Here is a 24,204-nt window from a genome sequence, read left to right as displayed (position 1 = left end):
TGCAGGCTGCCCGGCCTGCGCAAGCCCGATAATCGCGCGCCATGCAAGAGTGGCTCATTGTTTCGTTCGCATCGCTGTTTGCCGGCTTCGTTGACTCCATCGTCGGCGGTGGCGGCCTGGTGTTGCTCCCCACCCTGTTTGCCGTCTATCCGCTGGCCTCGCCCGCCACGATCAGCGGCACGAACAAGACCGGCGCCATCTTCGGCACCAGCTTTGCGGCCTGGAAGTACGCGCAGCGCGTGCACTTCGACTGGGCCGTGCTGCTGCCGGCCGTGGCCTGTGCCTTCGCCGGCGCCATGCTCGGCGCCTGGGCGGTGACGGTGGTCTCGGCCCAGCTGGTGCGCAAGCTGCTGCCCTTTATGCTGCTGGCCGTGCTGCTCTATACCCTGTACAAAAAAGACTTGGGCAGCCACCACCAGCCGCGCGGCAGCACAGGCCGGCAAGCCGCGCTGGCCAGCGGCCTGGGGCTGATGATTGGCTTTTACGACGGCTTCTTCGGCCCGGGCACCGGCAGCTTTTTCGTGTTTGCGCTGGTGCGCCTGCTGGGCTACGACTTCCTCAACGCCTCGGCCAGCGCCAAGCTGCTGAACATCTCCACCAACTGCGCCTCCATCTTGCTGCTGGGCCTGGGCGGCTATATCTGGTGGCACCTGACCGTGCCGCTGGCGCTGGCCAACGTGCTGGGCAGCATGCTGGGCACGTTCATGGCGCTGCGCTATGGCTCAGGCTTCGTGCGCTGGATCTTCGTGGCCGTGGTCTCGCTGCTGATCGTCCGCTCGCTCTGGGATGCCTTTTTGCGCTGATGGCACAGCTCGGGCGCAACCGGTCGCGCTCTTGCGCCGCCACAGCGCATGAGCCGATACTGCCGCATCACGAATGGACTGTGCATTTCGAGGAGATGACCATGGATTGCTATTGCCTGCTGTTTGCCGACTACGACGCGCTGGACTTGATGGGGCCGGTGGAGATGCTGCAGCACGCAGGCGCGAGCTTGCACTATGTGTCGCAGCACGGCGGACTGGTGCGCAGCCGCGCGGGCTTCGAGGTGATGACGACGGCGCTCAAAGAGCTGCCGGCGCAGGCGCTGCTGCTGGTGCCTGGCGGCCAGGGCACGCGGGCGCTGGTGCAGGATGCGCATTTCCTGCAGACGCTGCGCCAGTGGGTGGCGCAGGCGCACACAGTGCTGTCAGTGTGCACGGGCGCGGCGCTGCTGGCGGCTACCGGGGCGCTGAACGGGCTGCGCGCCACAAGCAACAAGAAAGCCTTTGCCTGGGTGCAAGGCTGCGGCCCCCAGGTGCTGTGGCAGCCGCGCGCGCGCTGGGTGCAGGCCGGCAAGTTCCACACCTCTTCGGGCGTGTCGGCGGGCATGGACATGGCCCTGGCCTTCATTGCCGAGCGCTGCGGCCTGGAAGAAGCCCGGCGCATCGCCCGGCATTGCGAGTACCTCTGGAGCGAGAACCCGCAGGACGACCCGTTCGCTGCGCCGCTTTGACCTGCCCCATGGCCATTGGCGCTGCGGTTCGTGCAGCCCGGCGCACTTGCACTGAGACTGAGATTCTTGAACAAGCCTCAAGGCGCTGGCGGGCCATGCTGCCAGGGCTCCAGGCTGTGCTGGGCGCCGCTGCGCTTCAACGTGTGCAGTGGCAGTACGGCAGCATCCATGGCCACTTCATCCACCCGCCTGGGCTGGCCCAGCGGCGCGGCCGTGGCACGGCCGGTCTGCACGGCGGCGATGTCTTCTGCGCTGGGGTAGAGGCCAGCGAGCCAATAGTCCATCACGCGCCGCGCGATGGGAGCGGCGTGGGCTGCGCCAAAGCCAGCGTTTTCAACGATGACGGCCACGGCGATTTGCGGCTTTTCCAGCGGCGCAAAGGCAATGTAGAGCGAGTGGTCGCGCTGGTGCTCAGCCAGCTTGGCGGCGTTGTAGCGCTCGCGCTGGCCGACGGAGGCGGCCTGGGCTGTGCCGGTCTTGCCGGCCGAGCGGTAGGGCGCGCCAGCAAACACACGCCGCGAGGTGCCGCGCAGTACCACGCCTTCCATGCCCTCGGCGATCACGCGCAGGTGCTCGGGCCGGTAACCCAAATCCACACCGGCGGGCTGCTCGATGGCCAATAGCTCGTTGCGGGTCACGTCCAGGCGGCCCTTGGCCAGGTGCGGGCGGTGGCTGATGCCTGCGTTGGCCAGCGTGGCCGTGGCATGGGCCAGCTGCAGCATGGTGAAACTGTTGTAGCCCTGGCCGATGCCCAAGGACACCGTGTCGCCGGGGATCCAGCTCTTGCGCCGCGGATCGCTGAAAGCATTGCGCTTCCATTCGCGGTTGGGCAGGATGCCACGGCTTTCGCCGTTGAGGTCAATGCCGGTGAGCTGGCCAAAGCCCAGCGGTTTCATGAAGTCGTGAATTTTCTCCACGCCCATCTCATAGGCCAGCGAGTAGTAGTAAACGTTGCTCGAGCGCGTGATGCTGCGGCGCATGTCCACCGGGCCCAGCGCCGCGCCGCTGCGGTAGCGGTGGCCGGCCAGGGTCCAGGTGCCGCCGTCCTGGATGACGGTGTTGGCGCTGCGCGCGCCAGTCTCCAGCGCGGCCAGGGCCATGAAGGGCTTGTAGGTCGAGCCTGGTGGGTAGGTGCCGCGCAGCGCGCGGTTGAACAGCGGCCGGTCGATGGATTCATTCAGGGCCTGCCAGTTTTCCTGATCAATGCCTTCGACGAACAGGTTGGGGTTGAAGGTCGGCATGCTGACCATGGCCAGGATTTCGCCATTGCTCGGGTCGATGGCCACCAACGCGCCGCGCCGTTCGCCAAAGAGCTCCTCGACCAGGCGCTGCAGCTTGATGTCCAGCGACAGCACGACGGTGTTGCCCGCGCGCGCCGGGGAGCTGTCCATGACGCGCAACGGCCGCCCGGCCGAAGAGCGCTCGAGCTGCTCCACGCCCGTGATGCCGTGCAGTTCACTCTCGTAACTGTCCTCGATGCCCAGCTTGCCAATGTGGGTCGAGCCACGGTAATTGGCTTCTTCGTCGCGCTCCTCGATGCGCTCAAGGTTTTGCTGTGTGATACGGCCGATGTAACCGATCACGTGGCTGGCGGTGTTGCCCATGGGGTAGGTGCGAAACAGCCGCGCGGCCACTTGCACGCCAGGAAAGCGCCAGCTCTGCGCGGCAAAGCGCGCCACTTCCTCGTCACTGAGCTGGGTGCGGATGGGCAGCGAGTCGTAGCGCCCGGCCTCGCTGCGCAGGCGCTCAAAGCGACGCCGGTGGATGGGCTGAATGTCCACCAGCTCGGCCAACTCGTTGATGGTCTGCTCCAGGTTGCGCACCCGCGCCGGCGAGATCTCCAGCGTATAGGCCGAGTAGTTGCCCGCCAGCAGCACGCCGTTGCGGTCGACGATGTTGCCCCGGTAGGGCACGATGGGCACGACTGCCGTGCGGTTGCTCTCGGCGCGCTCCTGAAACTCCTCATGGTGCAGCACCTGCAGGTAATAAGCCCGGCTGGCCAGCACCAACATGCCAGCCAGCACCAGCAAAGCCATGAAAACGATGCGACCCGTGAAGCGGCCAGCATCATTTTTCACATCCTCAAAGCCAGTCATAGCGGACGCCGCTCTTTTTCCGTCAAGGGGCTGAGCTGTGGCGCCAGCAGCCAGTGCCGCACCAGCGGCCACAGCAAAGCCTGTAGCAGCGGGGCCAGAAACACCAGAGAAGAAGGCCAGATGCGGCTGGAGAGCCAGCCCAGGCAGGCCTGCAGAGCGCTAACGAAAAAAAACGGCAACAGCAGCAAGATGGCTTGCTGCATACCGCCCTGGTACCAACGCAGGCGGTTCTGCACCGTCTGCACCCAAAACACGGCCACGATGTAGGCCAGCGCATGCTGGCCCAGCAAGCTGGCGTGCAGCACGTCTACGGCCACCCCCAGCACAAAGGCCGTGCCAATGCCCACGCGCTGGGGCTGGTGCAAGGCCCAGAAGCACAGTACCAGCAGCATGACATCGGGAAACCACGGCACTTGGCCCATGGGCAAGGCATGCAGGCACAGCGCAGCCAGCAGGCTGGCGGCAATGAATAGGGGCCTGGCCGGACGCAGAAGCTGTTCAGTGCGGTGAATGTTGAACATGTGGCCTACCTCCCTGCGGCCCTGGCAGCCCCGGTCTGCCCTTGGCCCGCATTGCCTGGCGTCACTGGCTCGGGCGGCAGCTGTGGGGGCTCAGGCCCGTGCTCGCCATACAGGCCTACGGGTTCGAGCACCATCACGTAGCGGGCACTTTGCACCTGGGCCAGGGCCTGGGCAAAGATGCGAATGAAGGGGGCATCGCTGTGCGTTTCGACGAAGTTCACAGTCCCCACGGGCACGCCCGGCGGATAGTAGCCGTCGATGCCGCTGGTGACCAGCACATCGCCTTCCTGCACGTCCGAGCCGGTCGGCACAAAGCGCAGCTCCATGCGCCCGCCGCTGCTGGCCGCGCGCACCCCGGATGCCACCATGCGCAGCCCGGTGCGCAAGCTCATCACCGGCACGCTCTGGTCGCGATCGGTGACCACACGCACCTCGCTGGAGAAAGGAAAAACCTGCGTGACCTGGCCGAGCACGCCAAACGAATCGAGCACCGGCGCGCCGGGGCGAACGCCTGCCAGCTGCCCTTTGTCGATCACCAGCCGGTTGGTGTAAGGGTCGGGCGCGGCATAGGCCACTTCGGCCGACAAGGCCTTGGTGGAAACGCGCGCGCGCAGCTCCAGCAAGCTACGCAGGCTTTCGTTCTCGCGCTCCAGGTATTCAACGTGGTTGACCCGCTCTGCCAGCGCCATGGCTTCGCGCTGCGCCTGCTGCGCCTGCTCTTGCGCCTGGCGCAAATCCTGCGTATAGCCTTCCAGCGTGCGCCAAGCCTGCACGGGCTGGCCCATCAGCCATTGCAGCGGATAAACAGCCGCGCCCACGGCCTGGCGCAGCGGCCCGGCAACCTGAAAGCGCCCATCGACGACCATCAACAAAATGGCCAGCGCGCCAAATACCAGCAGCTTCGCCGCCGGCGTGGTGCCATCCGTGAAGATGCGTGGCGTGCGGCGCTCGAACATGATGGCCGGCTATCGGTGAGTGTGAATCAATGCCCCGGCTGGCGCATGCGCCAGGGCGCGGTGGTGGCAAAAGGCGCACGGCAGTAGTGCAGCCATGGACCCCACCCGTCAGCCTTCGTCGGTGAAGATGCTGGCCATGTCGTCGATGCGATCCAGCGCCATGCCACAGCCGCGCACCACGCAGGCCAGCGGCGTCTCGGCCACCAGCACTGGCAGGCCAGTTTCCTCGGCCAGCAGGCGGTCCAGATCACGCAGCAGCGCGCCGCCGCCTGTGAGCATCATGCCGCGCTCGGCAATGTCCGCGCCCAGCTCGGGCGGGGTCTGCTCCAGCGCCGTCTTCACGGCCGAGACAATCTGGTTGAGCGGCTCGGTCAGTGCTTCAAGCACCTCGTTGCTGGAGATGGTGAAGCTGCGCGGCACGCCTTCGCTGAGGTTGCGGCCCTTGACCTCCATCTCCAGCACCTCGCCGCCGGGGAAGGCCGAGCCGATTTCCTTTTTGATGAGCTCAGCCGTTTGCTCGCCAATGAGCATGCCGTAATTGCGGCGGATGTAGTTGACGATGGCCTCGTCGAACTTGTCGCCGCCCACTCGCACGCTGCCTTTGTAGACCATGCCGCCCAGCGAGATCACCCCCACCTCAGTCGTGCCGCCGCCAATGTCCACCACCATGGAGCCGCGCGCCTCGGACACGGGCAGGCCCGCGCCGATGCCAGCGGCCATGGGCTCCTCGATCAAATAGACCTTGGATGCGCCAGCCTTGAGCGCCGCATCCTTGATGGCGCGGCGCTCCACCGGGGTGGAGCCGCAGGGCACGCAAATGATGATGCGCGGCTGCGGCGCCAGCAGCGAGCGCGGATGCACCATGCGGATGAACTGCTTGATCATCTGCTCGGTGATGACGAAATCGGCAATCACGCCATCCTTCATGGGGCGGATGGCCTCGATGTTGCCTGGCACCTTGCCCAGCATGGCCTTGGCCTCATGGCCCACGGCCTGGATCACCTTCTTGCCCCCTGTGCTCAGGCGGATGGCGACCACCGAAGGTTCATCCAACACCACCCCTTTGCCACGCGCAAAGATCAAGGTGTTGGCCGTGCCAAGATCAATCGCCAAATCGGTGGAGAAATAGCGACGCAAAGATCCGATCATTGAAAAAAATCCTTTGCCAGCGCTGCCCGGCGCGCTCCAGTGCGCCGCAGCGGTGGCGTTCGCAAACGCGATGATGGCCTGTTCACCGCCACCCTTTGCCCAGGCGGCCCAAGACGGCGCGAACAAGCCTCAAATGTTCTGAAAAGACGGCAAAGGGCAGATAATACCGCACCTGTTCACGCTGCTGAAGCAGACTGCCCATGACCGAGCCTTTGGCCACTGCCTCAGCCCGTTGAGTCGCGCGCCCATCCCCGCACGCGAACTTCCCCATGGCATCCCCGGCTGCGCCGCCAAGGCAATGCCAAGCCCCGTATTCCACGACATGGCCCTGACCTCCGACGACCTACACCGCATTGCCAGCCTCTCCAAGCTGTCCTTTGACGAGCCACAAAGCCAGGCGCTGCTGGCCCAGATCAACAGCTTTTTCGAGCTGGTCGAACGCATGGAGGCGGTGGACACCAGCGGCATCGAACCGCTGTTTCACCCCGTCTCCGCCATCGAAGACATTCAGCTGCGCCTGCAACCGGACGAGCCCGATGCCCGCAGCCAGCGCGAAGGCAACATGCAAAACGCCCCCGCCGCCGAGGACGGCTTCTTCCTCGTGCCCAAAGTGATCGAATAAGCAGGCCCTGCCGCCCAGCGCACACTGCCCTTTGCGCACGCCGCCCTGCCCGGCATCGGGCTGGCCAGCGCAGCGCCTTCGGCGGCCTGCACCGCTTTCTCGCATTGAAAACCCACACTGCCCGATCCCGCCCTGATCCATGAGCACCACCGACTTGCACGCCCAGAGCCTGCGTGAACTGAATGCCGCTCTGCGCCAGCGCCGCATCTCCGCCACCGAGCTGGCACAACACTTTCTGGCCCGCATCCGCCAGCACCAGGCGCTGGGCGCCTTCCTGGCCGTGGATGAAGAACTGACGCTGGCCCTGGCCCGCGCCGCTGACGACCGCCTGGCCGCTGGCCAGGCCGGCGCGCTGGAAGGCCTGCCGCTGGCGCACAAGGACATCTTCGTCACCCAGGGCTGGCCCAGCACCGCCGCCTCGAAGATGCTGGCCGGCTACCGCTCGCCGTTCGACGCCACCGTGGTGCACAAGCTGGCCGCCGCCGGCGCGGTCACGCTGGGCAAGCTCAGCTGCGATGAATTCGCCATGGGCTCGGGCAATGAAAACACCGCCATCGCCCCCATCGGCCAGTCACAAGCCGCGCCCTGCCGCAACCCCTGGGATGCCAGCCGCGTGCCCGGCGGCTCCTCGGGCGGCAGCGCCGCCGCAGTGGCCGCAGGCCTGACCCCCGCGGCCACCGGCACCGACACCGGCGGCTCCATCCGCCAACCCGCCGCCTTCTGCGGCATCACCGGCATCAAGCCCACTTACGGGCGCGTCAGCCGCTACGGCATGATCGCCTTTGCCTCCAGCCTCGACCAGGCCGGCCCCATGGCCCGCTCGGCCCAAGACTGCGCGCTGCTGCTCTCGGCCATGGCCGGCCCCGACCCCGAGCACGACTCCACCAGCCTGGACGCCCCTGCCGAAGACTTCACTCGCCAACTGAACGACAGCATCGAAGGCCTGCGCATCGGCGTGCCACAGGAGTTCTTCGGCGACGGCATTGCAGGCGACGTGCGCGCCGCCGTCGAGGCCGCCCTCAAGGAATACGAAAAGCTCGGCGCCAAGCTGGTGCCCGTCTCGCTGCCGCGCACCGAGCTGTCCATCCCCGTCTACTACATCATCGCCCCGGCCGAGGCCAGCTCCAACCTCAGCCGTTTCGATGGCGTCAAGTTCGGCCACCGCGCCGCGCAATACGACGACCTGAACGACATGTACGTGCGCACCCGCAGCGAAGGCTTTGGCGAGGAAGTCAAACGCCGCATCATGGTCGGCACCTACGTGCTCTCGCACGGCTACTACGACGCCTACTACCTCAAGGCCCTGAAGCTGCGCCGCATGATCGCCGACGACTTCCAGCGCGCCTTCCAGCAGTGCGACGTCATCGCCGGCCCCGTGGCACCCAGCACCGCCTGGGCCATTGGCGCGCACAAGGATCCGCTGGCCGACTACCTGGCCGACATCTTCACCCTGCCCGCCTCGCTGGCGGGCCTGCCCGGCATGAGCGTGCCCGCCGGTTTTGGAGCAGGCGGCATGCCCGTGGGCCTGCAACTGATTGGCAACTACCTGCAGGAAGCGCGCCTGCTGAACGTCGCCCACCGCCTGCAACAGGCCACGGATTGGCATTTGCAAACGCCCGCTGGCTTTTGAGTTGCGTGGCTTATGTGGCTGGCCTATTTCGACGAAAACAAGTTCGACCTCTCAACGGGGCGGGACTCGTTTTGGATCGGCGGCATTTACGTCTCGGAAGAAGCCCTGCCGGAGCTGGAAAAACGCCTGCGCCAGATCCAGACGGACATTTTCGGCAGCTCCGTGCTCTCGGCCAAGACCGAATTGCATGGCAAGGAGCTCTTCCACGGCAAGGGCAATCTGCGCAGGCACTCGCTGCCTGAACGCCTTAAAGTCTTCAATGCCGTGGCCGACGCCTTGGTGGAGCTGGCCCTGCCACTGCAGTTGATCCGCATCGACGTGGCCAAGCACCGCAAGCGCTACACGACGCCAGAGCCGGAATACCGCCTGGGGCTGATGCTGATCCTGGAGCGCTACAGCGAATTTCTCGAACAGCAAGAAGCGCGCGGCCTGGTCTTTTGCGACTATGAAGCCGATGAAATCACCCAGGCCGTCATGGACTTCTCCGCCTACAAGCAAGCGGGCTCGACCAAATACTGGTTTGGCCGCTCACTGGAGCCCATCCACGACACCATTTACTTCACCTACTCGCACCACAGCCGCTTTCTGCAAGCAGCCGATTTAATGGTGTATCTGGCCGCACGCTTTGACCACCAGAACATGCCGCCTGCCAAGTGGCACGAAGCCCAGGCCTGGGCCATCTGGCAAAAAATAAAGGCCAGTGTTCGCATTCAACACTGGCCCTGAAAGAGGAACGACTCTCTTCACACTTGAAGATACCGCTTACAGGAACGGCGCGAGTCGTTGCGGGCGATTCTACAACAGCACATCCACATGACCACAGCACTCATCCAAGGCTACGAAGTCGTCATCGGCTTTGAAACCCACGCCCAACTGGCCTGCGCCAGCAAAATCTTCAGCCGCGCGCCGCTGGGCTTTGGCGCCGCGCCCAACACGCAGACTGCGCCGGTGGATTGCGCCCTGCCCGGCACGCTGCCGGTGATGAACCGCCAGGCCGTGGCCTGCGCCATCCGCCTGGGCCTGGCGCTGGGCAGCCATGTGGCGCCGCGCTCGATCTTTGCGCGCAAAAACTACTTCTACCCCGATCTGCCCAAGGGCTACCAGATCAGCCAGTTCGAAATCCCCGTGGTGCAAGGCGGCGAGGTCAGCTTCTTCGTCGATGGCGAGAAAAAAACCGTGCGTCTGGTGCGCGCCCACCTGGAGGAAGATGCGGGCAAATCCGTGCACGACCAGTTCCCCGACGCCTCGGGCATCGACCTCAACCGCGCCGGCACGCCGCTGCTGGAAATCGTCACCGAGCCGGACATGCGCTCCACCGCAGAAGCCGTGGCCTACGCCAAGGAACTGCACAAGATCGTCACCTGGATCGGCATCTGCGACGGCAACATGCAGGAGGGCAACTTCCGCTGCGATGCCAACGTCTCCGTGCGCAAGCCCGGCCAGCCCTTTGGCACGCGCCGCGAGATCAAGAACCTCAACAGCTTTCGCTACATGCAGCAAGCCATCGACTACGAGATCCGCTGGCAGATCGAGCAGCTCGAGGACGGCCACGCCATCGAGCAGGCCACCGTGCTGTTCGACCCCGCCACGGGCGAGACCCGCGCCATGCGCACCAAGGAAGACAGCGCCGACTACCGCTACTTCCCCGACCCGGATCTGCCGCCGCTGGTCATCGCCCCCGAGTGGATCGCGCAGGTCAAGGCCGACATGCCCGAGCTGCCGCGCCAGATGGCCGAGCGCTTCGTGCGCGACTGGGGCCTGCCCGAATACGACGCCACCACGCTGACGCAAAGCCAGGCCATGGGCGCTTACTTTGAAGAAGCGGCCCAAGCCTGCGGCCAGGCCAAGCTGGTGAGCAACTGGGTGATGGGCGAAATCTCGCGCCGCCTCAACACCGAGGAAATCGGCATCGAAGCCGCCCCCGTGCGCCCGGCGCAACTGGCGGCGCTGATCGGCCGCATCCACGACGGCACCATCTCCAACAACGCCGCCAAGCAAGTCTTTGAAGCCCTGTGGAGCGGCCAGGCCAGCAAGGTCGATGCCGTCATCGAGGCCAAGGGCCTCAAGCAAATGAATGACAGCGGCGCGCTGGAAAAAATCATCGACGAGGTGATCGCCGCCAACCCCGCCAACGTCGAGCAATACAAGGCCGGCAAAGACAAAGCCTTCAACGCCCTGGTCGGCCAGGTGATGAAAGCCAGCAAGGGCAAGGCCAACCCGCAACAGGTCAACGAATTGCTCAAGGCCAAGCTGGCGGGCTAAGCTGTCCAAGCAATGCCTGCAAGCTGCTGCGCCACACAACTCTGCAAAGGAGCGCCATGAACAGCCCCACCCCATCGACCGACCCGCTGCAGCGCTGGCACCAGGTGCTGCAAAGCCGTGACCCGACGCAGCTGCAGGCCTTGCTGCACCCGGACGTGGTGTTCCTCTCCCCGGCCGTTCACACGCCGCAACAGGGCCGGGCGCTGACCATGGCCTATCTGCTGGCGGCCATGCAGGTGCTGGGCCAAGACAGCTTTCAGTACCTGAACACCTGGCGCGGCGCGCAGTCGGCGGTGCTGGAGTTCAGCGTGCAGCTCGATGGCGGCCTGCAGGTCAACGGCATCGACATGATCGAATGGGACGACGCCGGGCTGATTACCCGCTTCAAAGTCATGGTGCGCCCGCTCAAGGCGCTCGAAGGCGTGGTGCAGCACATGCGCGCTGCGCTGGCGCAGCAGGCCCAGCGCAGCGCGGATTGAAGGGCCTCTCACAGGCCCAATCACTCAGCCCGATGGCTCAGCCCAGCAGCCCTTGCGCGCGCAGCTGCTCCACGCGCGCCTTTTCCTTGGCCATGCTCTGCGCCGCATAGGCCGCGTATTCCTTGGGGCCCATGTAGTTCAGCGGCTGGTTAAGCTGCGCCAGCGCCTGGCGCCCTGCGTCCGATTCCAGCGCCTGCTTGAAGGCATCGTGCACAGCCTGCACTTGGGCCGCGTCCATGCCCGGCGGGCCGGCCAGACCAAAGGGCGAATCCACCCAGGTGTCAGCGCCCAGCTCGCGCATGGTGGGCAAATCGGGAAACAGCTCCGAGCGCTGCTCGGTGAGCATGGCCAAATACCTCATGCGCCCGGCGCGGATGTACTGCACCGCTGTGCCCGTCATGGCCGCAGCGTCCAGGTGGCCGCCCAGCAGCTCGGTGGTGATGTCGCTGTCGCTCTTGTAAGGCACGATGTTGAGCTCCAGCCCCAGCGCCTGCGCCACCTCGCCCATGACGATGCGCGGCGTGCCGGTGGCGCCGGTCACGCCCACTGTCAGCTGGCCTGGGCGCTGCTTGGCCTCTTGCGCAAAATCCTGCCAGTTTTTCCAGCGCGCATCCTGGCGCACGGCGAAGCCGAACACGTAATTGGTCATGCAGATGATGTAGCTCAGCTTGAGCGGATCGAAGCTGACCTTGGTCAGAAAAGGCTCGCGAAACACCGTTGCCGGCAGCACGGCAATGGTGTGCCCATCGCGCGCCCGCGCCAGGGCCACCGCGCCGAAGGTGCCATTGGCGCCGGGACGGTTTTCGATCACGATCTCCTGACCCAGCGCCTGCGCGGCCTGGGCCGAGAGGGTGCGCAACAAGGTATCGGTCGGCCCGCCCGCGCCATAGGGCACGATCAATTGCAGCGGCTTGCTGAACTGGCCTGCAGCCCAGGCGGGGATGGCGCCTGCGCTGGTCAGCAGGCCCAGGCCTGCCAGCAACTGGCGGCCCATGAAGTCACGGCGATTGGGGTGTTGGCGCATGGTGGATTCCTTTCGATTGGGGCGTTGCACATTGCCGGCCAGGCCAGCGGGTTGAGGTGATGTGGGGCTGTGTCGCGGTGGTCGTTTCAGGCCAGGGGCCTCACAGGCCCTAATCCAGCGTGATGCCGGCTTGTTTGATGACGCCGGCCCATTTGGCGGTTTCCTCGGCCATGAAGGCATCGGTCTGGGCCGGCGGCAGGCCTTTGGGGAAGGTGCCCATGCGCTGCAGCGTGGCCTGCACTGCGGGCTCTTGCAGGATTTGCGCCGTGGCCTGGGCGAGCTGCTGCACCACGGCGTCGGGCACGGCCGCCGGGGCGATCAGCGCGGCCCAGGTGCTGCCTTCGACGCCGGCAATGCCTTGTTCGGCAAAGGTGGGCACATCGGGGATGGCCGGCAGACGCTCGGCCCCGGCCACGCCAATGAGCTGCACCCGCCCTTGCGGGCCGCCGTGCTCGATCAGGTTGGTGGGCGCATCGAGCAGCAGGTCGATGTGGCCGCCGATCAAGTCGGCCAGCGCCGGCGCTGCGCCGCGGTAGGGCACGTGCACCATGTCCACCTTCGTGCGCCACTTGAGCAATTCGGTCGTCAGATGCGCCGATGCGCCCTTGCCCGATGAGCCGTAGCTGAGCTTGCCCGGGTGCGCCCGGGCGTACTCGACCAGCTGGGCAGCCGATTGGAACGGCGCCTGCTTGGCCACCCCAGCCACCAGCGGCGAGATGCCCAGCAGCGAGACACCGCGCAAGTCCTTGGCCGGGTCGTAGGGCAGCTTGGGGTAAAGCGTGGTATTGACGGCGTAGGCAGCGATGACGACGCCCAGCGTGTGGCCATCGGGCGCGGCGCGGGCCAGCTCGGCCACCCCGGTGATGCTGTTGGCCCCAGGCTTGTTGTCCACCACCACGGGCTGGCCCAGGCGCTGCTGCAGGCCTGGCTGCAGCAGCCGCGCCATCTGGTCGGTGAAGCCGCCGGGCGCATAGGGCACGATGATGCGCAGGGGCCGGCTCGGCCAGGGCTGGGCGCCCTGCCCGGCCTGCGCCTGGATCTGGGTCTGGGCCTGCTCACTGGCCTGTGCAGGTAGGCCAGGCAGCGCCAGCAGAGCTGCCGCGCCCAGCGCTGCCCAGGCGGCCCGCGCCATGCGCGCCGTACGCCCAGTCCCCCCCATCTTCCCAATGCGCGCAGAGCCTGCGATACCTGCGACGCCGCAGCGGCGCAGCGCCTGAAACGGTGCGTGACAAGCGGTGATGACGGACATGGCGATGCTCCTTCCCCGGTGGTTGTTGACCAGATTAGCGCCCGCGCCTGCGCCAGGGTCACGCCATGCGCGAGCTTGTGGCCCCGGCACAGGGCCGTTCAGACCATTCAAGAAGGCTTGGATGCGCTCGACGCCTCAGCCGCAGCGGGCAGCTTGAGCACGCCCTGCGCCTGCAGTTGCTGCAATTGCGCATCGCTCATGTCCAGCAGCCTGTGCAGCACCTCGCGCGTGCCCTCGCCCAGCGTGGGCGGCGCATGGCGGATGGGCAGGCGCTGGCCGTCGAGGCGGTAAGGCGGCGCGAACACCGGCACCGCGCCTGCCACGGGGTGGGGCAGCCTTTGCAGCAGGCCGCTGCGCTGGGTGCGATCGCTGCTTAGCGCCTCGTGCAGGCCGCTGACTTCGCCGCAGGGGATGCCCTGCGCACGCAAGCGCTGCAGCAACTGCGCGCGCGGCCAGGCCGCAATGGCCTGCTGCAGCAGCGGCGCCAGCGCCTGGCGGTGGCGGGCGCGCTGCACGTTGGTGGCAAAACGCTCGTCCTGCACGATCTCCGGGCGCTCGATGACGTGCAGGCAAAACTTCTCGAACTGCGCGTTGTTGCCCACGGCAATGATGAGCGGGCCGTCAGCGGCCTCGAACAGGCCGTAGGGCATGATGGACGGATGGGCGTTGCCGTAGCGCGCCGGGTCGTGGCCCAGCTCCAGGGCCTCCAGGCCGTAGTAGCCAGTCACCATCAGGCCGCAGTCGTACAGCGCCATTTCGATCAACCGGCCGCGGCCGCTGCGCTGGCGCTCAAACAATGCCGCCAGCACGGCCTGCGCGGCGGCCATGCCGGTCATCAAGTCCACCACGGCCACGCCAAATTTCAGCGGTGGCTGCCCGGCCTCGCCGTTGAGGGCCATCAGCCCGGCCTCGGCCTGGATCACCAGGTCATAACCGGGGCGCGCGGCCTCAGGGCCGCTGCTGTCGTAGCCGGCCACGGCGCAATAGATCAACTCTGGCTTGAGCGCCTTGAGCCGCTCGTAGCCCAGGCCGAGCTTTTCCGCGCCGCCGCTTTTGAAGTTGTGCACCAGCACATCGATCTGCGGCAGCAGCGCCTCGATGATCTGCAACGCCTGCGGGGTTTGCAGATCCAGCGTGACCGAGCGCTTGTTGCGGTTCATGCTGTTGTAGTAGGTCGTCTCGGTCTGGCCGATGCGCAGGCCCCAGTCGCGCGTGTCATCGCCGCGGCCAGGGTGTTCGATCTTGATGACCTCGGCGCCGAAGTCGGCCAGCACCTGGGCGCACAGCGGCCCGGCAAACACGCGCGAGAGGTCGAGCACGCGCACGCCGGCCAGCGGCAGGGGCTGCGGCGCTGCGGCATCTGCTGCATCTGGGGCCGCACGCCCGGCGGGCTGAGTTTTTGCATCCATGGCCTGCTCCTCAATCGCGCGGCGCCTGGCGCAGGCGCACAAAATCGGGGTTGCGCTTTTCGAGAAAGGCGCCAATGCCTTCGCGCGCCTCGTCCCGGCCCTGGGCCTGCACCATGCGCTGCGCCTCTTCTTCGAGCTGTTGCGCCAGCGGCTGGCTGGCGGCCATGCGGCACAGCGCCTTGATGTCGGCCATGGCCTGCATCGGCCCCTGGGCGATCTGCTGGCCCAGCTCCAGCGCCTGGGCTCGCGCCTGGCCCGGCGGCGTCAGCGCGTTGACGGCGCCCAGCGCATGCAGTTGCACGCCGCTGATGCGCTCGCCCGTCAGGCACAGCTGCGTCATGCGTTGGCGCGAGAGGAACTGCGCCAGAAAATGCGTGGCGCCGCCATCGGGGCTCAGGCCGACTTTGACGTAAGCGACGGAAAACACGGCGTCTTCAGCAGCCACCAGCATGTCGCAGGCCAGCGCCAGCGACAGCCCGGCGCCTGCGGCTGCGCCTTCGACGGCGGCAATCACCGGCTTGGGGCAATCGGCGATGGCGCGCACCAGGATGTTGAGGCGTTCGAGCTCCTCGCGGCGCTGCTGCGGCGCCATGGCGTGGCGCTGCGCCAGCTGGCGCAGATCGCCGCCAGCGCAGAAGTGCCCGCCCTCGCCGGTGAGCACGATCGCGCCCACGCTGGCATCGTCTGCGGCCTCGCGCAGCGCCTGCACCAAGCCCAGGTAAAAGCCGGGCGTGAGCGCGTTGCGCGCCGCCACGTTGTTGTTGGACAGCAGCAGCACAGCGCCCAGGCGCTGGCGCAGCAATGGCTGCTCGGTCGTTGCAGGGGCGCTCATGTGGTCTGCTCCTCCGTGGTGGCTGCGGCGGCATTGAGACTGGCGAAATTGCGCCCTTGCGCCACCAGTTGCTGCAGCAGCTCGGCAGGCTGCCAGAACAGCGCATCTTCCTGGGCGAAAGCCTGGATGTCGGCCAGGATGGTCTGCAGCCCTTGCGCATCGGCCCAGTGCATGGGCCCGCCGCGCCAGCGCGGAAAGCCATAGCCGCCCAGGAACACGGCGTCCACGTCCAGCGGGCGCAGCGCAATGCCTTCCTGCACGACCTTGGCACCTTCATTGACCATGGCGGCCATGTAGCGGCGCATGATCTCATCGGCGCTGAAGCTGCGCGGCGTGATGCCCTTGCGCGCGCGCTCGGCAGCGGCGATGGCCAGCACCTCCTCATCGGGCTGGCCGCTGCGCGCGCCCTCGGCATAGCGGTAAAAGCCGCGCCCGGTCTTTTGGCCGAACCAGCCGCGCTCGCAGATGCGGTCGGCAATCTCCACATAGCGCGCACGCGGATCGCGCGTGGCGGCGCGGCGCTTGCGCGTGGCCCAGCCGATGTCGCCCCCGGCCAGGTCCGTGACCTGGAACGGCCCCATCGGGTAGCCAAAGCCGCGCACGGCGGCATCGATCTCGTAGGGGCTGGCGCCGTCTTCCATCAGGTAATCGGCCGCCTGTTTGTACACGGCCAGAATGCGGTTGCCGATGAAGCCATCGCAGACGCCGGCGCGCACCGGCGTTTTCTTCATGCGCGCAGCCAGTGCAAAGGCCGTGGCCACCACGTCCGGCGCGGCCTGCGCGGGCACGACGATCTCCAGCAGCTTCATGATGTGCGCCGGGCTGAAGAAGTGCAGGCCGATCACGTCCTGCGGCCGGCCCGTGGCCGCAGCGATGGCGTCGATGTCCAGGTAAGAGGTGTTGGTGGCCAGCACCGCGCCGGGCTTGCAAACGCGCTCGAGCTGGGCAAACACGGCCTGCTTGACGGCCAGATCCTCGAACACGGCCTCGATCACCAGATCCACCTCGGCCAGCGCGGCGTAATCGGTGCTGGCGGCAAAGCGCGCCATGGTGGCGGCCTTGGCCTGCTCGCTCATGCGGCCCTTGGCAATCAGGCCGTCATAGACCTTTTCCACATTGGCCTGGCCACGCGCCAGGGCCTGGGCGTCGCGCTCGATCATGGTCACCGGCAGGCCTGCATTCAGCGCCGCCACGGCAATGCCTGCGCCCATGGTGCCGCCGCCGACCACGCCGATGCAATGCACTGGGCGCGGCGCGGCGGCGCGCGCCTCTGGCACCTGCGCGGCGGCGCGCTCGGCCCAGGCCGCATGCAGCAGCGCGGCGTGCTGGGCGCTGCCGCGGGCTTGCTCGAACACGGCCTGCTGGCCCGCCAGGGCCTGCACCCAGGGCTGCTGCACAGCCGTGCGCAGCGCCTGCAGGATCAAACCGGGCGCTTGCAGGCCGCGGCTGCTCTTGCGCTGCGCCTGCTCCTGCGCGTCCAGCTCTGCCAGAGCCTGCTCAGGCGATGCCAACGGCTGGGCCGAGGCCGGGCGCGGCCCAGCCTGCTGCGCCAGCAACTGCCCGGCCCAGGCCAGGCCAGCGGCCAGGGCATCGTCGCCATCGGCCAGCAGCTGATCGACCAGGCCGGCATCGCGAGCCTGCTGGGCCGTCAGCGCCTTGCCGCCCAGCAGCCATGCGGCAGCGGCTTCGGCGCCCATCCAACGCAGCGCGCGCGCCATGCCGCCCGCAGCCGGCGGCAAGCCCAGCGCCCAATCGGCCCAGGCCAAACGGGCCGAGGGCAAGGCCAGCCGGTAGTGCGCAGCCAGGGCCAGTTCCAGGCCCGCGCCTTGCACGCTGCGTTGCAGCACGGCGATGACGGGTTTGGGAAAGGCTTCGATGCTCTGGCAAGCCGCGCGCAGCGCCTGGCCATCGGGCGTGCGCGCGGCATCGCCCTGCACGGCCGCAGCGTCCAGCGCGCCATCCCAGGCGGGGCCGGCCAGCAGCAGCACGGCCTGCGTGGCCGCATCGTCCTGGGCCTGTTGCAGCGCCTGCTGCAGGGCGGCGCACACGACGGCCTGATCGGCCAGCACAGGCGCGCGCTGCAACTGCAGCGCCAACACCGGGCCATGCTGCTGCCGCAGCAAGGGCGCCGCAGCATTCGGGTTGGGGGAAGAGGCAAGGTCGGACATGAAGAAAAGGCCTTTTCTGTTCGGTTTCCAGCGGACGAGGGGCCATGCTAAATGCAAGGCATGGCAAAGGCTGTCCGCCAGCCGACAGCGGCACGGGGCGTGCAGTCAGCGTGAGGCTCAAATCCTGCTCAACCGCTCGGCGCAACTGGGCAAGAAGCGGTTGGGCATGGGTGCAAGGCGACACATTGCGCCGATCACGCAGCCATGGCCAACGCTGTGGCGAGGCTTTGCAGCGCAAGCGGATCGGCCCAATCCGCAATCCGGAAACCGCCGTGCAAAGATGTTGAACAGCGGCTCTCAGCGTCGCTGCGCTGCGGGCTGGCCTGGCTGGCCTGGCTGTGGGGCCGTGCTCAACGGCGCCAGCGGGGCGTCCAGCGTTGGCGGCGGCACGGCGCATTCGCGGCCCACGGTGTGCAGCGTGCGGCCATCGCGGCGCAGGATGTAGTGGTCCTGGGTCTGCAGCGCGTCCAGGCGCAGCCGGCCACTGACGAGAAAGTAATCGCTGCCGACGCTGAAATAGCGCTCGGGCAGCGCCATCTCCCCAGGCAGCAGGGCCTGGGCCATGGCCAGCGAATCAAAATGCTGCAGGCTGCGCACGGCCACCAGGCGCGCTGCGGCGCTGCCGGCGCCCTCGGGCAGCGCGGCGGCCAGCACACGCTCGCTGGCGGTGTTGAGGTTCAGCCGCGTGCGCACCGCCGGCAGCAGCGTGATGTGCGGGCGCAGCAAGGCGATCTCGGGCTCGCGCAGGCCCAGCCAGGCCAGCTGCTCGACACAGGTGGGCGCCAGATCCACATCGGCCTGCAAATCCACGCGGGTGGCCTCCAGGTAGCGTTGCGCCAACGGCGCAGCGCGGCCTGCGCCCAGACCGAGCTCGATGAACAAACGCTCGAACTGCTGCAGCACCTGCGGGTCGATCTGGCCGCCATCGAGCAGATTGGCAAAGTTCAGCCGGCCGTTGAGATCGACGATGGCGCCAGAGAAGAAGGCCTCACCCAGATCGGCGTTGGCGTCCGTGGCGATGTTGTGCTCGGCGCTCAGAAAGGTGCCCAGCTTGGCCTCGGCCAGCGGCACGGCCCAGGGCTCGTTGAAGTGATCGCTGGGCTGGCCGCCCTGGCTGCTGGAGGCCGAATCGACCACGGCGTCGATGTTCAGGATGATCTTGGACCAGTCCAGCGCGCCGCGCACCAGCCAATGCGACTGCATTTGCGCGCGCTCATCGGCCTCGGCCTGGGCGCTGCGCCACTGACGCCAGCTGGCCGCAGCTGCCATGCTGGCCAGCAGCGCCACAATCAGCATGGCCAGCAGCAAGGCCGCGCCGCGCATGCGCGCCGCAGCGGCGGGCCGCAGCCGCTGCGCCAGGCCGCCTGAGCGATGGGGGGGCATGCGGCCGGCCATCAGCGCGCACTCCCGAACAGTGGGCTGAGCCAATCGCGCGTGATGCGACCGCCAAAGCCGCTGTGCTCGGCCAGCTCCAGCTCCAGGCGGATGCCGTCGGGCAGGCGCATGCGCACGGCTGGGCTTTGGTAGCGCTGCGCATTGCCTTCGCCCTCTGCGCCGCCCTCGCCATTGCCCTGCCCGTTGCCTGGGGCCTGGCCACCTGGGGCATCGGGCGCATCGAGTGCGCCATCGCGCTGGCCATCGGCTGGCGGCCGCTCCTGGCGGTCGAAGGGCTGGTCCAGCCCGCCCTGCGGGCCGCCACCGCCTGGGCCTGGGCCACCGGCCCAGCCCAGTTGCTGGCTGGACAGCGGGTTGCTCCAGCGCCCTTCCAGCGCATAAAAAATCTGCCAGCGCACCAGCGGCAGCAGGCGCACGGCCTGGCCGTACTGTGACTGGCCCTGCCCCTGGGCCCAGAGCTGGGCCGCATTCCAGGCCGCCAGCCATTGGTGACGCTGGCTGATGGGCTGCGACTGCCAGCGCAGCCAGTGGCTCTGGCCGTCGATCTGCTGCTCCGCCCAGGCCACGACGCGCAGGCTGGGGGGGTCGCCCTCGTGCACGCGCGTGCTGGCGCGCGTCAGGCGCAGCACCTTGCCGTCCCAGTCCAGCGTGGTCAACGCCGGCACCTGCACCAGTTGATCCAGGTCGCGCTGCCACTGCGCCAGCGCGGTCTGCAGCAGCGCCTGCTGCTGCGCGCTGCGCTCGGCATGGGCCTGGGCGCGCAACAAGCCGTCGATGCCACGCCAGCTCAGACCTGCCAGCACCGCCATCAGCGCCACGGCCACCAGCACCTCGATGAGCGTGAAGCCGCACGCCGCGCGCCCTGCGCCTGCAGAAGTTCTTTGGCCCGCCATCTCAGAAGCGCCCCACCAGGGTCGAGAGCGAGAGCACAAAGTGCTGCGCGCTGTGCACACGCGCATCGACGCGCCGCAGCGAAGGGTTGACGGTGCCGCTGCTGACCACCTCGACCTCGAACGCGCGCCCGGCCTGCTCGCAGCGCTCGCGCGTGGTGCCAATGGAGGGCAGCTGGGTCTGCGCCAGCAGGCGCACCTGCACCAGGGCGTTCTCGGCGCACCACTGCGCCAGCATCACCTCCTCGCGGCGCTGGGCGTTGTGCAACAGGCCGCCTGCGGTGCGTGAGCCCGCAGCCAGCGCCACCGCCACGATGGCCAGCGCCACCAGCACCTCCACCAGCGTGAAGCCATGCTGGCGCAGCCCGCGCGCGGCAGGCTTGGGCGCGGCTCGGCGCGGCCAGGGCAGCGTCATGGCACGCGCACCTCGAACGGCGCCAGACCATCGCTGACCACCTGCACGCGCAACGCCGGCTGATCCGGCAGGCTGAGCGTGATGGCCGTGGGCGTGAGAATGGGCTCGGGCCCCAGCAGCACCGGCTGCACGGGCTGGGCCACTACGCCCGGCTGCTCCCAGCGCGTGGGCAGGTCTTGCAGCAAATGCGGGATGCGCCCCTCGAACACAAAGCCTTCGGGCGTGGGGCGCCAATGCACCGCATGGCCGCTGGCGCGCGAGTGCAGCCGCGCCGACTCCAGCAACGCCGCCAGGCGGTCGCCCTCGCGCTCGAGCGCGCGTTGCCCGCTGTCTGGCCAGGCCAACACCATCACCGCCGCGCCGACAGCGATGATGGTGGCCACCACCAAAATCTCCATCAGCGTGAAGCCGCGCTGGCGGCGCGGCTTCAGCGGCGTCAGTGACAGGCGCGAAGGGCAGCACGGCCAGGCTGGCCGGCCTGCAGTGCTGCCCGCCCAGGCCATGGCTGCGGTGTACGCCTTGCGGCCCATGCCAACTGGCTCCTCGCGCTGGAACTTTGAACCGTCTGAACAGCCAGCGGGCGCTTACTGCCAGCTGCCGATGTCCGCGTCCGTGCCCTCGCCGCCGGGGCGGCCATCGCCGCCGTAGGAGAGCACATCCACCTCGCCATACACGCCGGGGAAGACGTACACATACGGATTGCCCCAGGGGTCATTGGGCAGCTTGCCATTGTCCAGGTACGGGCGACTCCACTTGGCCGGCACCGGCTCGGTACTGGGCCGCGCCACCAGCGCCTGCAGACCCTGATCGCTGGTCGGGTAGCGCATGTTGTCGGTACGGTAGAGCTTGAGCGCCGTCATCAGCGTATTGATGTCGGCGCGCGCGGCTGTCTGGCGCGCCTCGTCAGTGCGGCCCAGGATGCTGGGCGCCACCAGCGCAGCCAGCACCCCGATGATGACCACCACCACCATGATCTCGATCAACGTAAAGCCCTGCTGGCGGCGGCCAGCAGGGCGGCGGGAAATGCTTGTCAACATAGAAACGCCCTGGAGCAAAAAAACACAGGCAGCACACGAGCCACAGGATTAGGGCTTGTCGAGATGGGGGTGTTGCGGCGGTTTTTCGATCAAAACTACGCAGTTGCTGCGTCGAAAATGCTTGTAAAAGGCATCCAACCTTGCGCGCATTTTCGCCTGGCACCTGCGGCTTTTGCCTCGAAAAAAACGCTTCGCAACCCCCATCTCAACAAACCCAGCCGCCAATGCAACACACGACAGCGCAAAGGCAGCAACCAGGCAGCTGCTGCCAGCTGCGGCGTGAATCATAATCGCAGCCCATGCGTACGCCTTTTCTCTCCTCCGCCTGGCCTCCGCGCCTGCTCACGCTGGGGCTGTGGGCCCTGGCTGTCGGCAGCGCCGCTTTCTGGCTGCTGCAACTGCCCAGCCAACAGCCCCCGGCCGAGGCCGACGTGGCCCAGGCCGCCTTGCTGGCCGATGCCCAGGGCCTGAATCAGCTGCTGGGCGCTGATGCCGCCGAGCCGCAAGCGGCCCCGGACGAGCCACCGCCGCCGGCCGCGCAGTACCAGCTCGTGGGCGTGCTGGCCGGCGCACGCAGCGGCCACGGCGCCGCGCTGATCGCCGTCAACGGCCAGCCCGCCAAGCACTACCGCGTTGGCGCCTTGCTCGACGGCGGCGAAAACCTCTACCTGCAGTCGGTCTCGGGGCGCAGCGCGCAACTGGGCCCCAGCCGGGGCGGCGCAGCCCAGCTGCAATTGCAGCTGCCCGAGTTCGAGCCCGCCCAGCGCCCGGCCGCCGCCAGCCCACTGTACGCCGCGCCGACCACCCAGCCCATTACCAACAATCTGCCACCGCGCCACTCACCGCGCTCCACCCAACAGCATGTACCCATGCCGCCTGGGGGTTGAACAAGGCCATCACCGGCAGGCCCCATGCACCCGCGCAGGCAGCGTGTGCGCCAGTTCCGGCTGCTTGAAAAACCACAGCACCCGGATCAATTTGCGCTCACCGCCCCATTCCCGAATCGGCATGTCGTCGTATGTCACCAGCTCCCAGCCCTGCGCATTTTTCGCCTGCGGCGGCGCTGCGCCATCGGCCAGGTACTGGATGTCCTGCACGTAATGGGCCATCTTGAAATAATCGGCGCGGCATTCGTGCCGATAACTCACCAGCGGGCCGTACACGTAGAAATTTCTCAATTGATAACCGGGCTGCCCTTCCGTCCAAACGGCCATTCTGGGCACGAGCGCAGCGTCCTGCCCCTGGGTCTGCCAATGCCGCTCAATGGCCTGTGCCTGCTGGGCAAAAACCTTGTTGGCCTGCTTGTTCGACGGCCCTGCGCCGGCGCGGCTGAATTCGTACCAATCCTGCCCGCCTGGAATGAGCAAGGCCAGATTGAAATTCAGGGAATGCTGGTCAATGCCATACACCAACGTCAGCTGCACCAGGCCCATCAGCCCATAACCCAATGGCTTGGGCGCCACAGGCAAATACCTGAGCGCCGCCCACAGCAGCACAGGGATGATCGGCACAAACAGGCGATACAAATACATCATGTGCACGGTGCCTGCAAACAGCCCATACGCGCCATAAAGCAGCAAACCGGCTATCAGCGCGTGAAAGCGGCTCGGCTCGGCTCGGCTCGGCTCATTTTCAGCTACTTTTTGCCTGCCCAACAACAATGCCAAAGCCAATGGCAACAGCAGCAAAACCACTAACGAAAATTCATAAAAAAGCCCTTTACCCAGCGCAGCAGCAGAGGATTTGGAAATATTTTTATTGTAAAAAGAGGTTGGCAATAAATCGCCATAATACCAATAGCACCATGCAAACCACAGGGCAAACAGCGTTGCCAGAAAAATTGCCACGCCCCACACCCTGACATTGCCTTTGCGCCGCCACAGCACGGTGCACACCAGCGGCCCCAACAGCAATACCATGTCATAGCGGGTGAAGCCCGCCAGCGCGCACAGCACCAAAATACCCATATCGCCGCGCACGTTGCTGTCTTGTGCTGCACATGCACATATCAGCAGGATCAGCACCAGCAAAATCGGGGTTTCCAGGCCACCCAAAGTCCAGAACGCCACGGGCGGGAATGTCAATAACAGGAATTGGTACAGGCGGGCCTTTTCAGGACTGAAAGCAAACATCCTGTACGCGGCCCAGCCAGCCACCCCAAAGACTGCCACTGCGGCCAGCAGCACATAAGTCCTGACCGAGCCGCCAGCCAACCACGCAAGCCCCGCCATAAAAAACGCATGCAATGGCGAAGTCAGCGCATTGACGGCATCCCCCTGATTGAAAACCAGGCCAGCCCCATGCACCAGGTTTTCCGCATAACGCGCCACGATGAATGCATCATCGGCAAAGGAGCCGTAAAACAAAAAAACAACGAAAACAAAAAACAAAAAACAAAAAATAAAAGACCTACTCACAACCCATTACCCAATCAACAAACCACCACAAACAGTCAAAACTGACCAAAATCACAGAAATTCCACAAAATACACCAGCTCCCAAAACCCCAAAAGCCATCATAAATGACATATTTTAAATAAAAAACCCCAAAACAACCAGAATAGCACATCTTCAATAG

23 protein-coding genes are annotated in these 24,204 nt (G+C 66.6%); 8 read left to right on the top strand and 15 right to left on the bottom strand.

Going from position 1 to position 24,204, the window contains the following annotated elements:
* Positions 1 to 41 precede the first annotated feature (41 nt).
* Both CLI93_RS05235 and CLI93_RS05230 read left to right on the top strand, forming a co-directional pair.
* The gene (locus tag CLI93_RS05235) at positions 42 to 803 is read left to right on the top strand and encodes a sulfite exporter TauE/SafE family protein (RefSeq protein WP_095542681.1); all 762 of its coding nucleotides are present in this window, start codon (positions 42 to 44) and stop codon (positions 801 to 803) included.
* Between the two features lie 101 nt (positions 804 to 904).
* The gene (locus CLI93_RS05230; protein WP_095542702.1) at positions 905 to 1,492 is read left to right on the top strand and encodes a DJ-1/PfpI family protein; all 588 of its coding nucleotides are present in this window, start codon (positions 905 to 907) and stop codon (positions 1,490 to 1,492) included.
* A gap of 77 nt (positions 1,493 to 1,569) precedes the next feature.
* On the opposite strand, the gene mrdA is transcribed toward CLI93_RS05230, so the two are convergent.
* From mrdA to CLI93_RS05210, 4 genes are all read right to left on the bottom strand, one after another.
* On the bottom strand, positions 1,570 to 3,588 hold the full coding sequence (gene mrdA / locus CLI93_RS05225) for a penicillin-binding protein 2 (RefSeq protein ID WP_095542682.1): 2,019 nt from the start codon (positions 3,586 to 3,588) through the stop codon (positions 1,570 to 1,572).
* On the bottom strand, positions 3,585 to 4,109 hold the full coding sequence (gene mreD / locus CLI93_RS05220) for a rod shape-determining protein MreD (protein WP_095542683.1): 525 nt from the start codon (positions 4,107 to 4,109) through the stop codon (positions 3,585 to 3,587). The genes mrdA and mreD overlap by 4 nt, the downstream gene beginning before the upstream one ends.
* A gap of 5 nt (positions 4,110 to 4,114) precedes the next feature.
* Entirely contained in the window at positions 4,115 to 5,065 is a 951-nt protein-coding gene (gene mreC / locus CLI93_RS05215; protein WP_095542684.1) for a rod shape-determining protein MreC, read from the bottom strand.
* Between the two features lie 108 nt (positions 5,066 to 5,173).
* Positions 5,174 to 6,214 carry a rod shape-determining protein gene (locus tag CLI93_RS05210; protein WP_095540328.1) on the bottom strand — a complete coding sequence of 347 codons (1,041 nt, stop codon included), beginning with the start codon at positions 6,212 to 6,214 and terminating at the stop codon, positions 5,174 to 5,176.
* Between the two features lie 322 nt (positions 6,215 to 6,536).
* Here CLI93_RS05210 and gatC point away from each other — a divergent pair, with 322 nt between their 5' ends.
* From gatC to CLI93_RS05180, 5 genes are all read left to right on the top strand, one after another.
* Positions 6,537 to 6,836, top strand: coding sequence for an Asp-tRNA(Asn)/Glu-tRNA(Gln) amidotransferase subunit GatC (gene gatC / locus CLI93_RS05200; protein ID WP_095995717.1), 300 nt, complete (start codon positions 6,537 to 6,539; stop codon positions 6,834 to 6,836).
* Between the two features lie 139 nt (positions 6,837 to 6,975).
* A complete protein-coding gene (gene gatA, locus CLI93_RS05195) occupies positions 6,976 to 8,466 on the top strand; it encodes an Asp-tRNA(Asn)/Glu-tRNA(Gln) amidotransferase subunit GatA (RefSeq protein WP_095995716.1) in 1,491 nt (496 codons plus the stop codon).
* A 12-nt stretch (positions 8,467 to 8,478) separates the two neighbouring features.
* Entirely contained in the window at positions 8,479 to 9,192 is a 714-nt protein-coding gene (locus tag CLI93_RS05190) for a DUF3800 domain-containing protein (RefSeq protein WP_095542687.1), read from the top strand.
* An 87-nt stretch (positions 9,193 to 9,279) separates the two neighbouring features.
* Complete coding sequence (gene gatB, locus CLI93_RS05185; protein WP_095542688.1) at positions 9,280 to 10,728, top strand: Asp-tRNA(Asn)/Glu-tRNA(Gln) amidotransferase subunit GatB; 1,449 nt, start codon at positions 9,280 to 9,282, stop codon at positions 10,726 to 10,728.
* A gap of 56 nt (positions 10,729 to 10,784) precedes the next feature.
* Positions 10,785 to 11,207 carry a nuclear transport factor 2 family protein gene (locus CLI93_RS05180; protein ID WP_095542689.1) on the top strand — a complete coding sequence of 141 codons (423 nt, stop codon included), beginning with the start codon at positions 10,785 to 10,787 and terminating at the stop codon, positions 11,205 to 11,207.
* A gap of 37 nt (positions 11,208 to 11,244) precedes the next feature.
* On the opposite strand, the gene CLI93_RS05175 is transcribed toward CLI93_RS05180, so the two are convergent.
* The 10 genes from CLI93_RS05175 to gspG form a co-directional block, all read right to left on the bottom strand.
* Entirely contained in the window at positions 11,245 to 12,231 is a 987-nt protein-coding gene (locus CLI93_RS05175; RefSeq protein ID WP_238945839.1) for a tripartite tricarboxylate transporter substrate binding protein, read from the bottom strand.
* 109 nt (positions 12,232 to 12,340) lie between these two features.
* Positions 12,341 to 13,480: a tripartite tricarboxylate transporter substrate binding protein gene (locus CLI93_RS05170; RefSeq protein WP_238945840.1), complete on the bottom strand. Its 1,140-nt coding sequence runs from the start codon at positions 13,478 to 13,480 to the stop codon at positions 12,341 to 12,343.
* A gap of 107 nt (positions 13,481 to 13,587) precedes the next feature.
* Complete coding sequence (locus CLI93_RS05165) at positions 13,588 to 14,889, bottom strand: CaiB/BaiF CoA transferase family protein (RefSeq protein ID WP_095542705.1); 1,302 nt, start codon at positions 14,887 to 14,889, stop codon at positions 13,588 to 13,590.
* A 10-nt stretch (positions 14,890 to 14,899) separates the two neighbouring features.
* The gene (locus tag CLI93_RS05160; RefSeq protein WP_095542691.1) at positions 14,900 to 15,721 is read right to left on the bottom strand and encodes an oxepin-CoA hydrolase, alternative type; all 822 of its coding nucleotides are present in this window, start codon (positions 15,719 to 15,721) and stop codon (positions 14,900 to 14,902) included.
* Positions 15,718 to 17,889 (bottom strand): 3-hydroxyacyl-CoA dehydrogenase NAD-binding domain-containing protein, encoded by a 2,172-nt coding sequence (locus CLI93_RS05155; protein WP_095995715.1) that lies wholly within the window; start codon positions 17,887 to 17,889, stop codon positions 15,718 to 15,720. The genes CLI93_RS05160 and CLI93_RS05155 overlap by 4 nt, the downstream gene beginning before the upstream one ends.
* Positions 17,890 to 18,186: 297 nt before the next feature.
* On the bottom strand, positions 18,187 to 19,272 hold the full coding sequence (gspK, locus tag CLI93_RS05150; protein ID WP_172424271.1) for a type II secretion system minor pseudopilin GspK: 1,086 nt from the start codon (positions 19,270 to 19,272) through the stop codon (positions 18,187 to 18,189).
* Positions 19,273 to 19,283: 11 nt separating this feature from the next.
* Complete coding sequence (locus CLI93_RS05145) at positions 19,284 to 20,177, bottom strand: PulJ/GspJ family protein (protein ID WP_172424272.1); 894 nt, start codon at positions 20,175 to 20,177, stop codon at positions 19,284 to 19,286.
* A gap of 1 nt (position 20,178) precedes the next feature.
* The gene (gene gspI, locus CLI93_RS05140) at positions 20,179 to 20,589 is read right to left on the bottom strand and encodes a type II secretion system minor pseudopilin GspI (protein WP_095542435.1); all 411 of its coding nucleotides are present in this window, start codon (positions 20,587 to 20,589) and stop codon (positions 20,179 to 20,181) included.
* A complete protein-coding gene (locus CLI93_RS05135; protein ID WP_238945811.1) occupies positions 20,586 to 21,119 on the bottom strand; it encodes a prepilin-type N-terminal cleavage/methylation domain-containing protein in 534 nt (177 codons plus the stop codon). Before CLI93_RS05135 ends, gspI begins: the two co-directional genes overlap by 4 nt.
* A 54-nt stretch (positions 21,120 to 21,173) precedes the next feature.
* Positions 21,174 to 21,626 (bottom strand): type II secretion system major pseudopilin GspG, encoded by a 453-nt coding sequence (gene gspG, locus CLI93_RS05130; protein WP_095542436.1) that lies wholly within the window; start codon positions 21,624 to 21,626, stop codon positions 21,174 to 21,176.
* Between the two features lie 299 nt (positions 21,627 to 21,925).
* Between gspG and CLI93_RS05125 the strand changes: the two genes are divergently transcribed.
* Complete coding sequence (locus CLI93_RS05125) at positions 21,926 to 22,513, top strand: type II secretion system protein N (RefSeq protein WP_095542437.1); 588 nt, start codon at positions 21,926 to 21,928, stop codon at positions 22,511 to 22,513.
* Between the two features lie 9 nt (positions 22,514 to 22,522).
* Here the strand turns inward: CLI93_RS05125 and CLI93_RS05120 are convergent, their stop codons facing one another.
* On the bottom strand, positions 22,523 to 24,016 hold the full coding sequence (locus tag CLI93_RS05120) for a hypothetical protein (protein ID WP_095542438.1): 1,494 nt from the start codon (positions 24,014 to 24,016) through the stop codon (positions 22,523 to 22,525).
* Positions 24,017 to 24,204 lie beyond the last annotated feature (188 nt).

This window comes from Vandammella animalimorsus (assembly GCF_002288875.1).
GTDB lineage: Bacteria > Pseudomonadota > Gammaproteobacteria > Burkholderiales > Burkholderiaceae_C > Lampropedia > Lampropedia animalimorsus.
Note: the sequence above shows the minus strand (reverse complement) of the source record. Positions and strands in the feature narration are given on the sequence as shown.

Excerpts from the sequence above, each read along its gene's own strand:
- CLI93_RS05235 (WP_095542681.1), top strand. The coding sequence starts at position 42 with ATGCAAGAGTGGCTCATTGTTTCGTTCGCATCGCTGTTTGCCGGCTTC.
- CLI93_RS05230 (WP_095542702.1), top strand. The coding sequence starts at position 905 with ATGGATTGCTATTGCCTGCTGTTTGCCGACTACGACGCGCTGGACTTG.
- mrdA (WP_095542682.1), bottom strand. The coding sequence starts at position 3,588 with ATGACTGGCTTTGAGGATGTGAAAAATGATGCTGGCCGCTTCACGGGT.
- mreD (WP_095542683.1), bottom strand. The coding sequence starts at position 4,109 with ATGTTCAACATTCACCGCACTGAACAGCTTCTGCGTCCGGCCAGGCCC.
- mreC (WP_095542684.1), bottom strand. The coding sequence starts at position 5,065 with ATGTTCGAGCGCCGCACGCCACGCATCTTCACGGATGGCACCACGCCG.
- CLI93_RS05210 (WP_095540328.1), bottom strand. The coding sequence starts at position 6,214 with ATGATCGGATCTTTGCGTCGCTATTTCTCCACCGATTTGGCGATTGAT.
- gatC (WP_095995717.1), top strand. The coding sequence starts at position 6,537 with ATGGCCCTGACCTCCGACGACCTACACCGCATTGCCAGCCTCTCCAAG.
- gatA (WP_095995716.1), top strand. The coding sequence starts at position 6,976 with ATGAGCACCACCGACTTGCACGCCCAGAGCCTGCGTGAACTGAATGCC.
- CLI93_RS05190 (WP_095542687.1), top strand. The coding sequence starts at position 8,479 with ATGTGGCTGGCCTATTTCGACGAAAACAAGTTCGACCTCTCAACGGGG.
- gatB (WP_095542688.1), top strand. The coding sequence starts at position 9,280 with ATGACCACAGCACTCATCCAAGGCTACGAAGTCGTCATCGGCTTTGAA.
- CLI93_RS05180 (WP_095542689.1), top strand. The coding sequence starts at position 10,785 with ATGAACAGCCCCACCCCATCGACCGACCCGCTGCAGCGCTGGCACCAG.
- CLI93_RS05175 (WP_238945839.1), bottom strand. The coding sequence starts at position 12,231 with ATGCGCCAACACCCCAATCGCCGTGACTTCATGGGCCGCCAGTTGCTG.
- CLI93_RS05170 (WP_238945840.1), bottom strand. The coding sequence starts at position 13,480 with ATGTCCGTCATCACCGCTTGTCACGCACCGTTTCAGGCGCTGCGCCGC.
- CLI93_RS05165 (WP_095542705.1), bottom strand. The coding sequence starts at position 14,889 with ATGGATGCAAAAACTCAGCCCGCCGGGCGTGCGGCCCCAGATGCAGCA.
- CLI93_RS05160 (WP_095542691.1), bottom strand. The coding sequence starts at position 15,721 with ATGAGCGCCCCTGCAACGACCGAGCAGCCATTGCTGCGCCAGCGCCTG.
- CLI93_RS05155 (WP_095995715.1), bottom strand. The coding sequence starts at position 17,889 with ATGTCCGACCTTGCCTCTTCCCCCAACCCGAATGCTGCGGCGCCCTTG.
- gspK (WP_172424271.1), bottom strand. The coding sequence starts at position 19,272 with ATGCCCCCCCATCGCTCAGGCGGCCTGGCGCAGCGGCTGCGGCCCGCC.
- CLI93_RS05145 (WP_172424272.1), bottom strand. The coding sequence starts at position 20,177 with ATGGCGGGCCAAAGAACTTCTGCAGGCGCAGGGCGCGCGGCGTGCGGC.
- gspI (WP_095542435.1), bottom strand. The coding sequence starts at position 20,589 with ATGACGCTGCCCTGGCCGCGCCGAGCCGCGCCCAAGCCTGCCGCGCGC.
- CLI93_RS05135 (WP_238945811.1), bottom strand. The coding sequence starts at position 21,119 with ATGGGCCGCAAGGCGTACACCGCAGCCATGGCCTGGGCGGGCAGCACT.
- gspG (WP_095542436.1), bottom strand. The coding sequence starts at position 21,626 with ATGTTGACAAGCATTTCCCGCCGCCCTGCTGGCCGCCGCCAGCAGGGC.
- CLI93_RS05125 (WP_095542437.1), top strand. The coding sequence starts at position 21,926 with ATGCGTACGCCTTTTCTCTCCTCCGCCTGGCCTCCGCGCCTGCTCACG.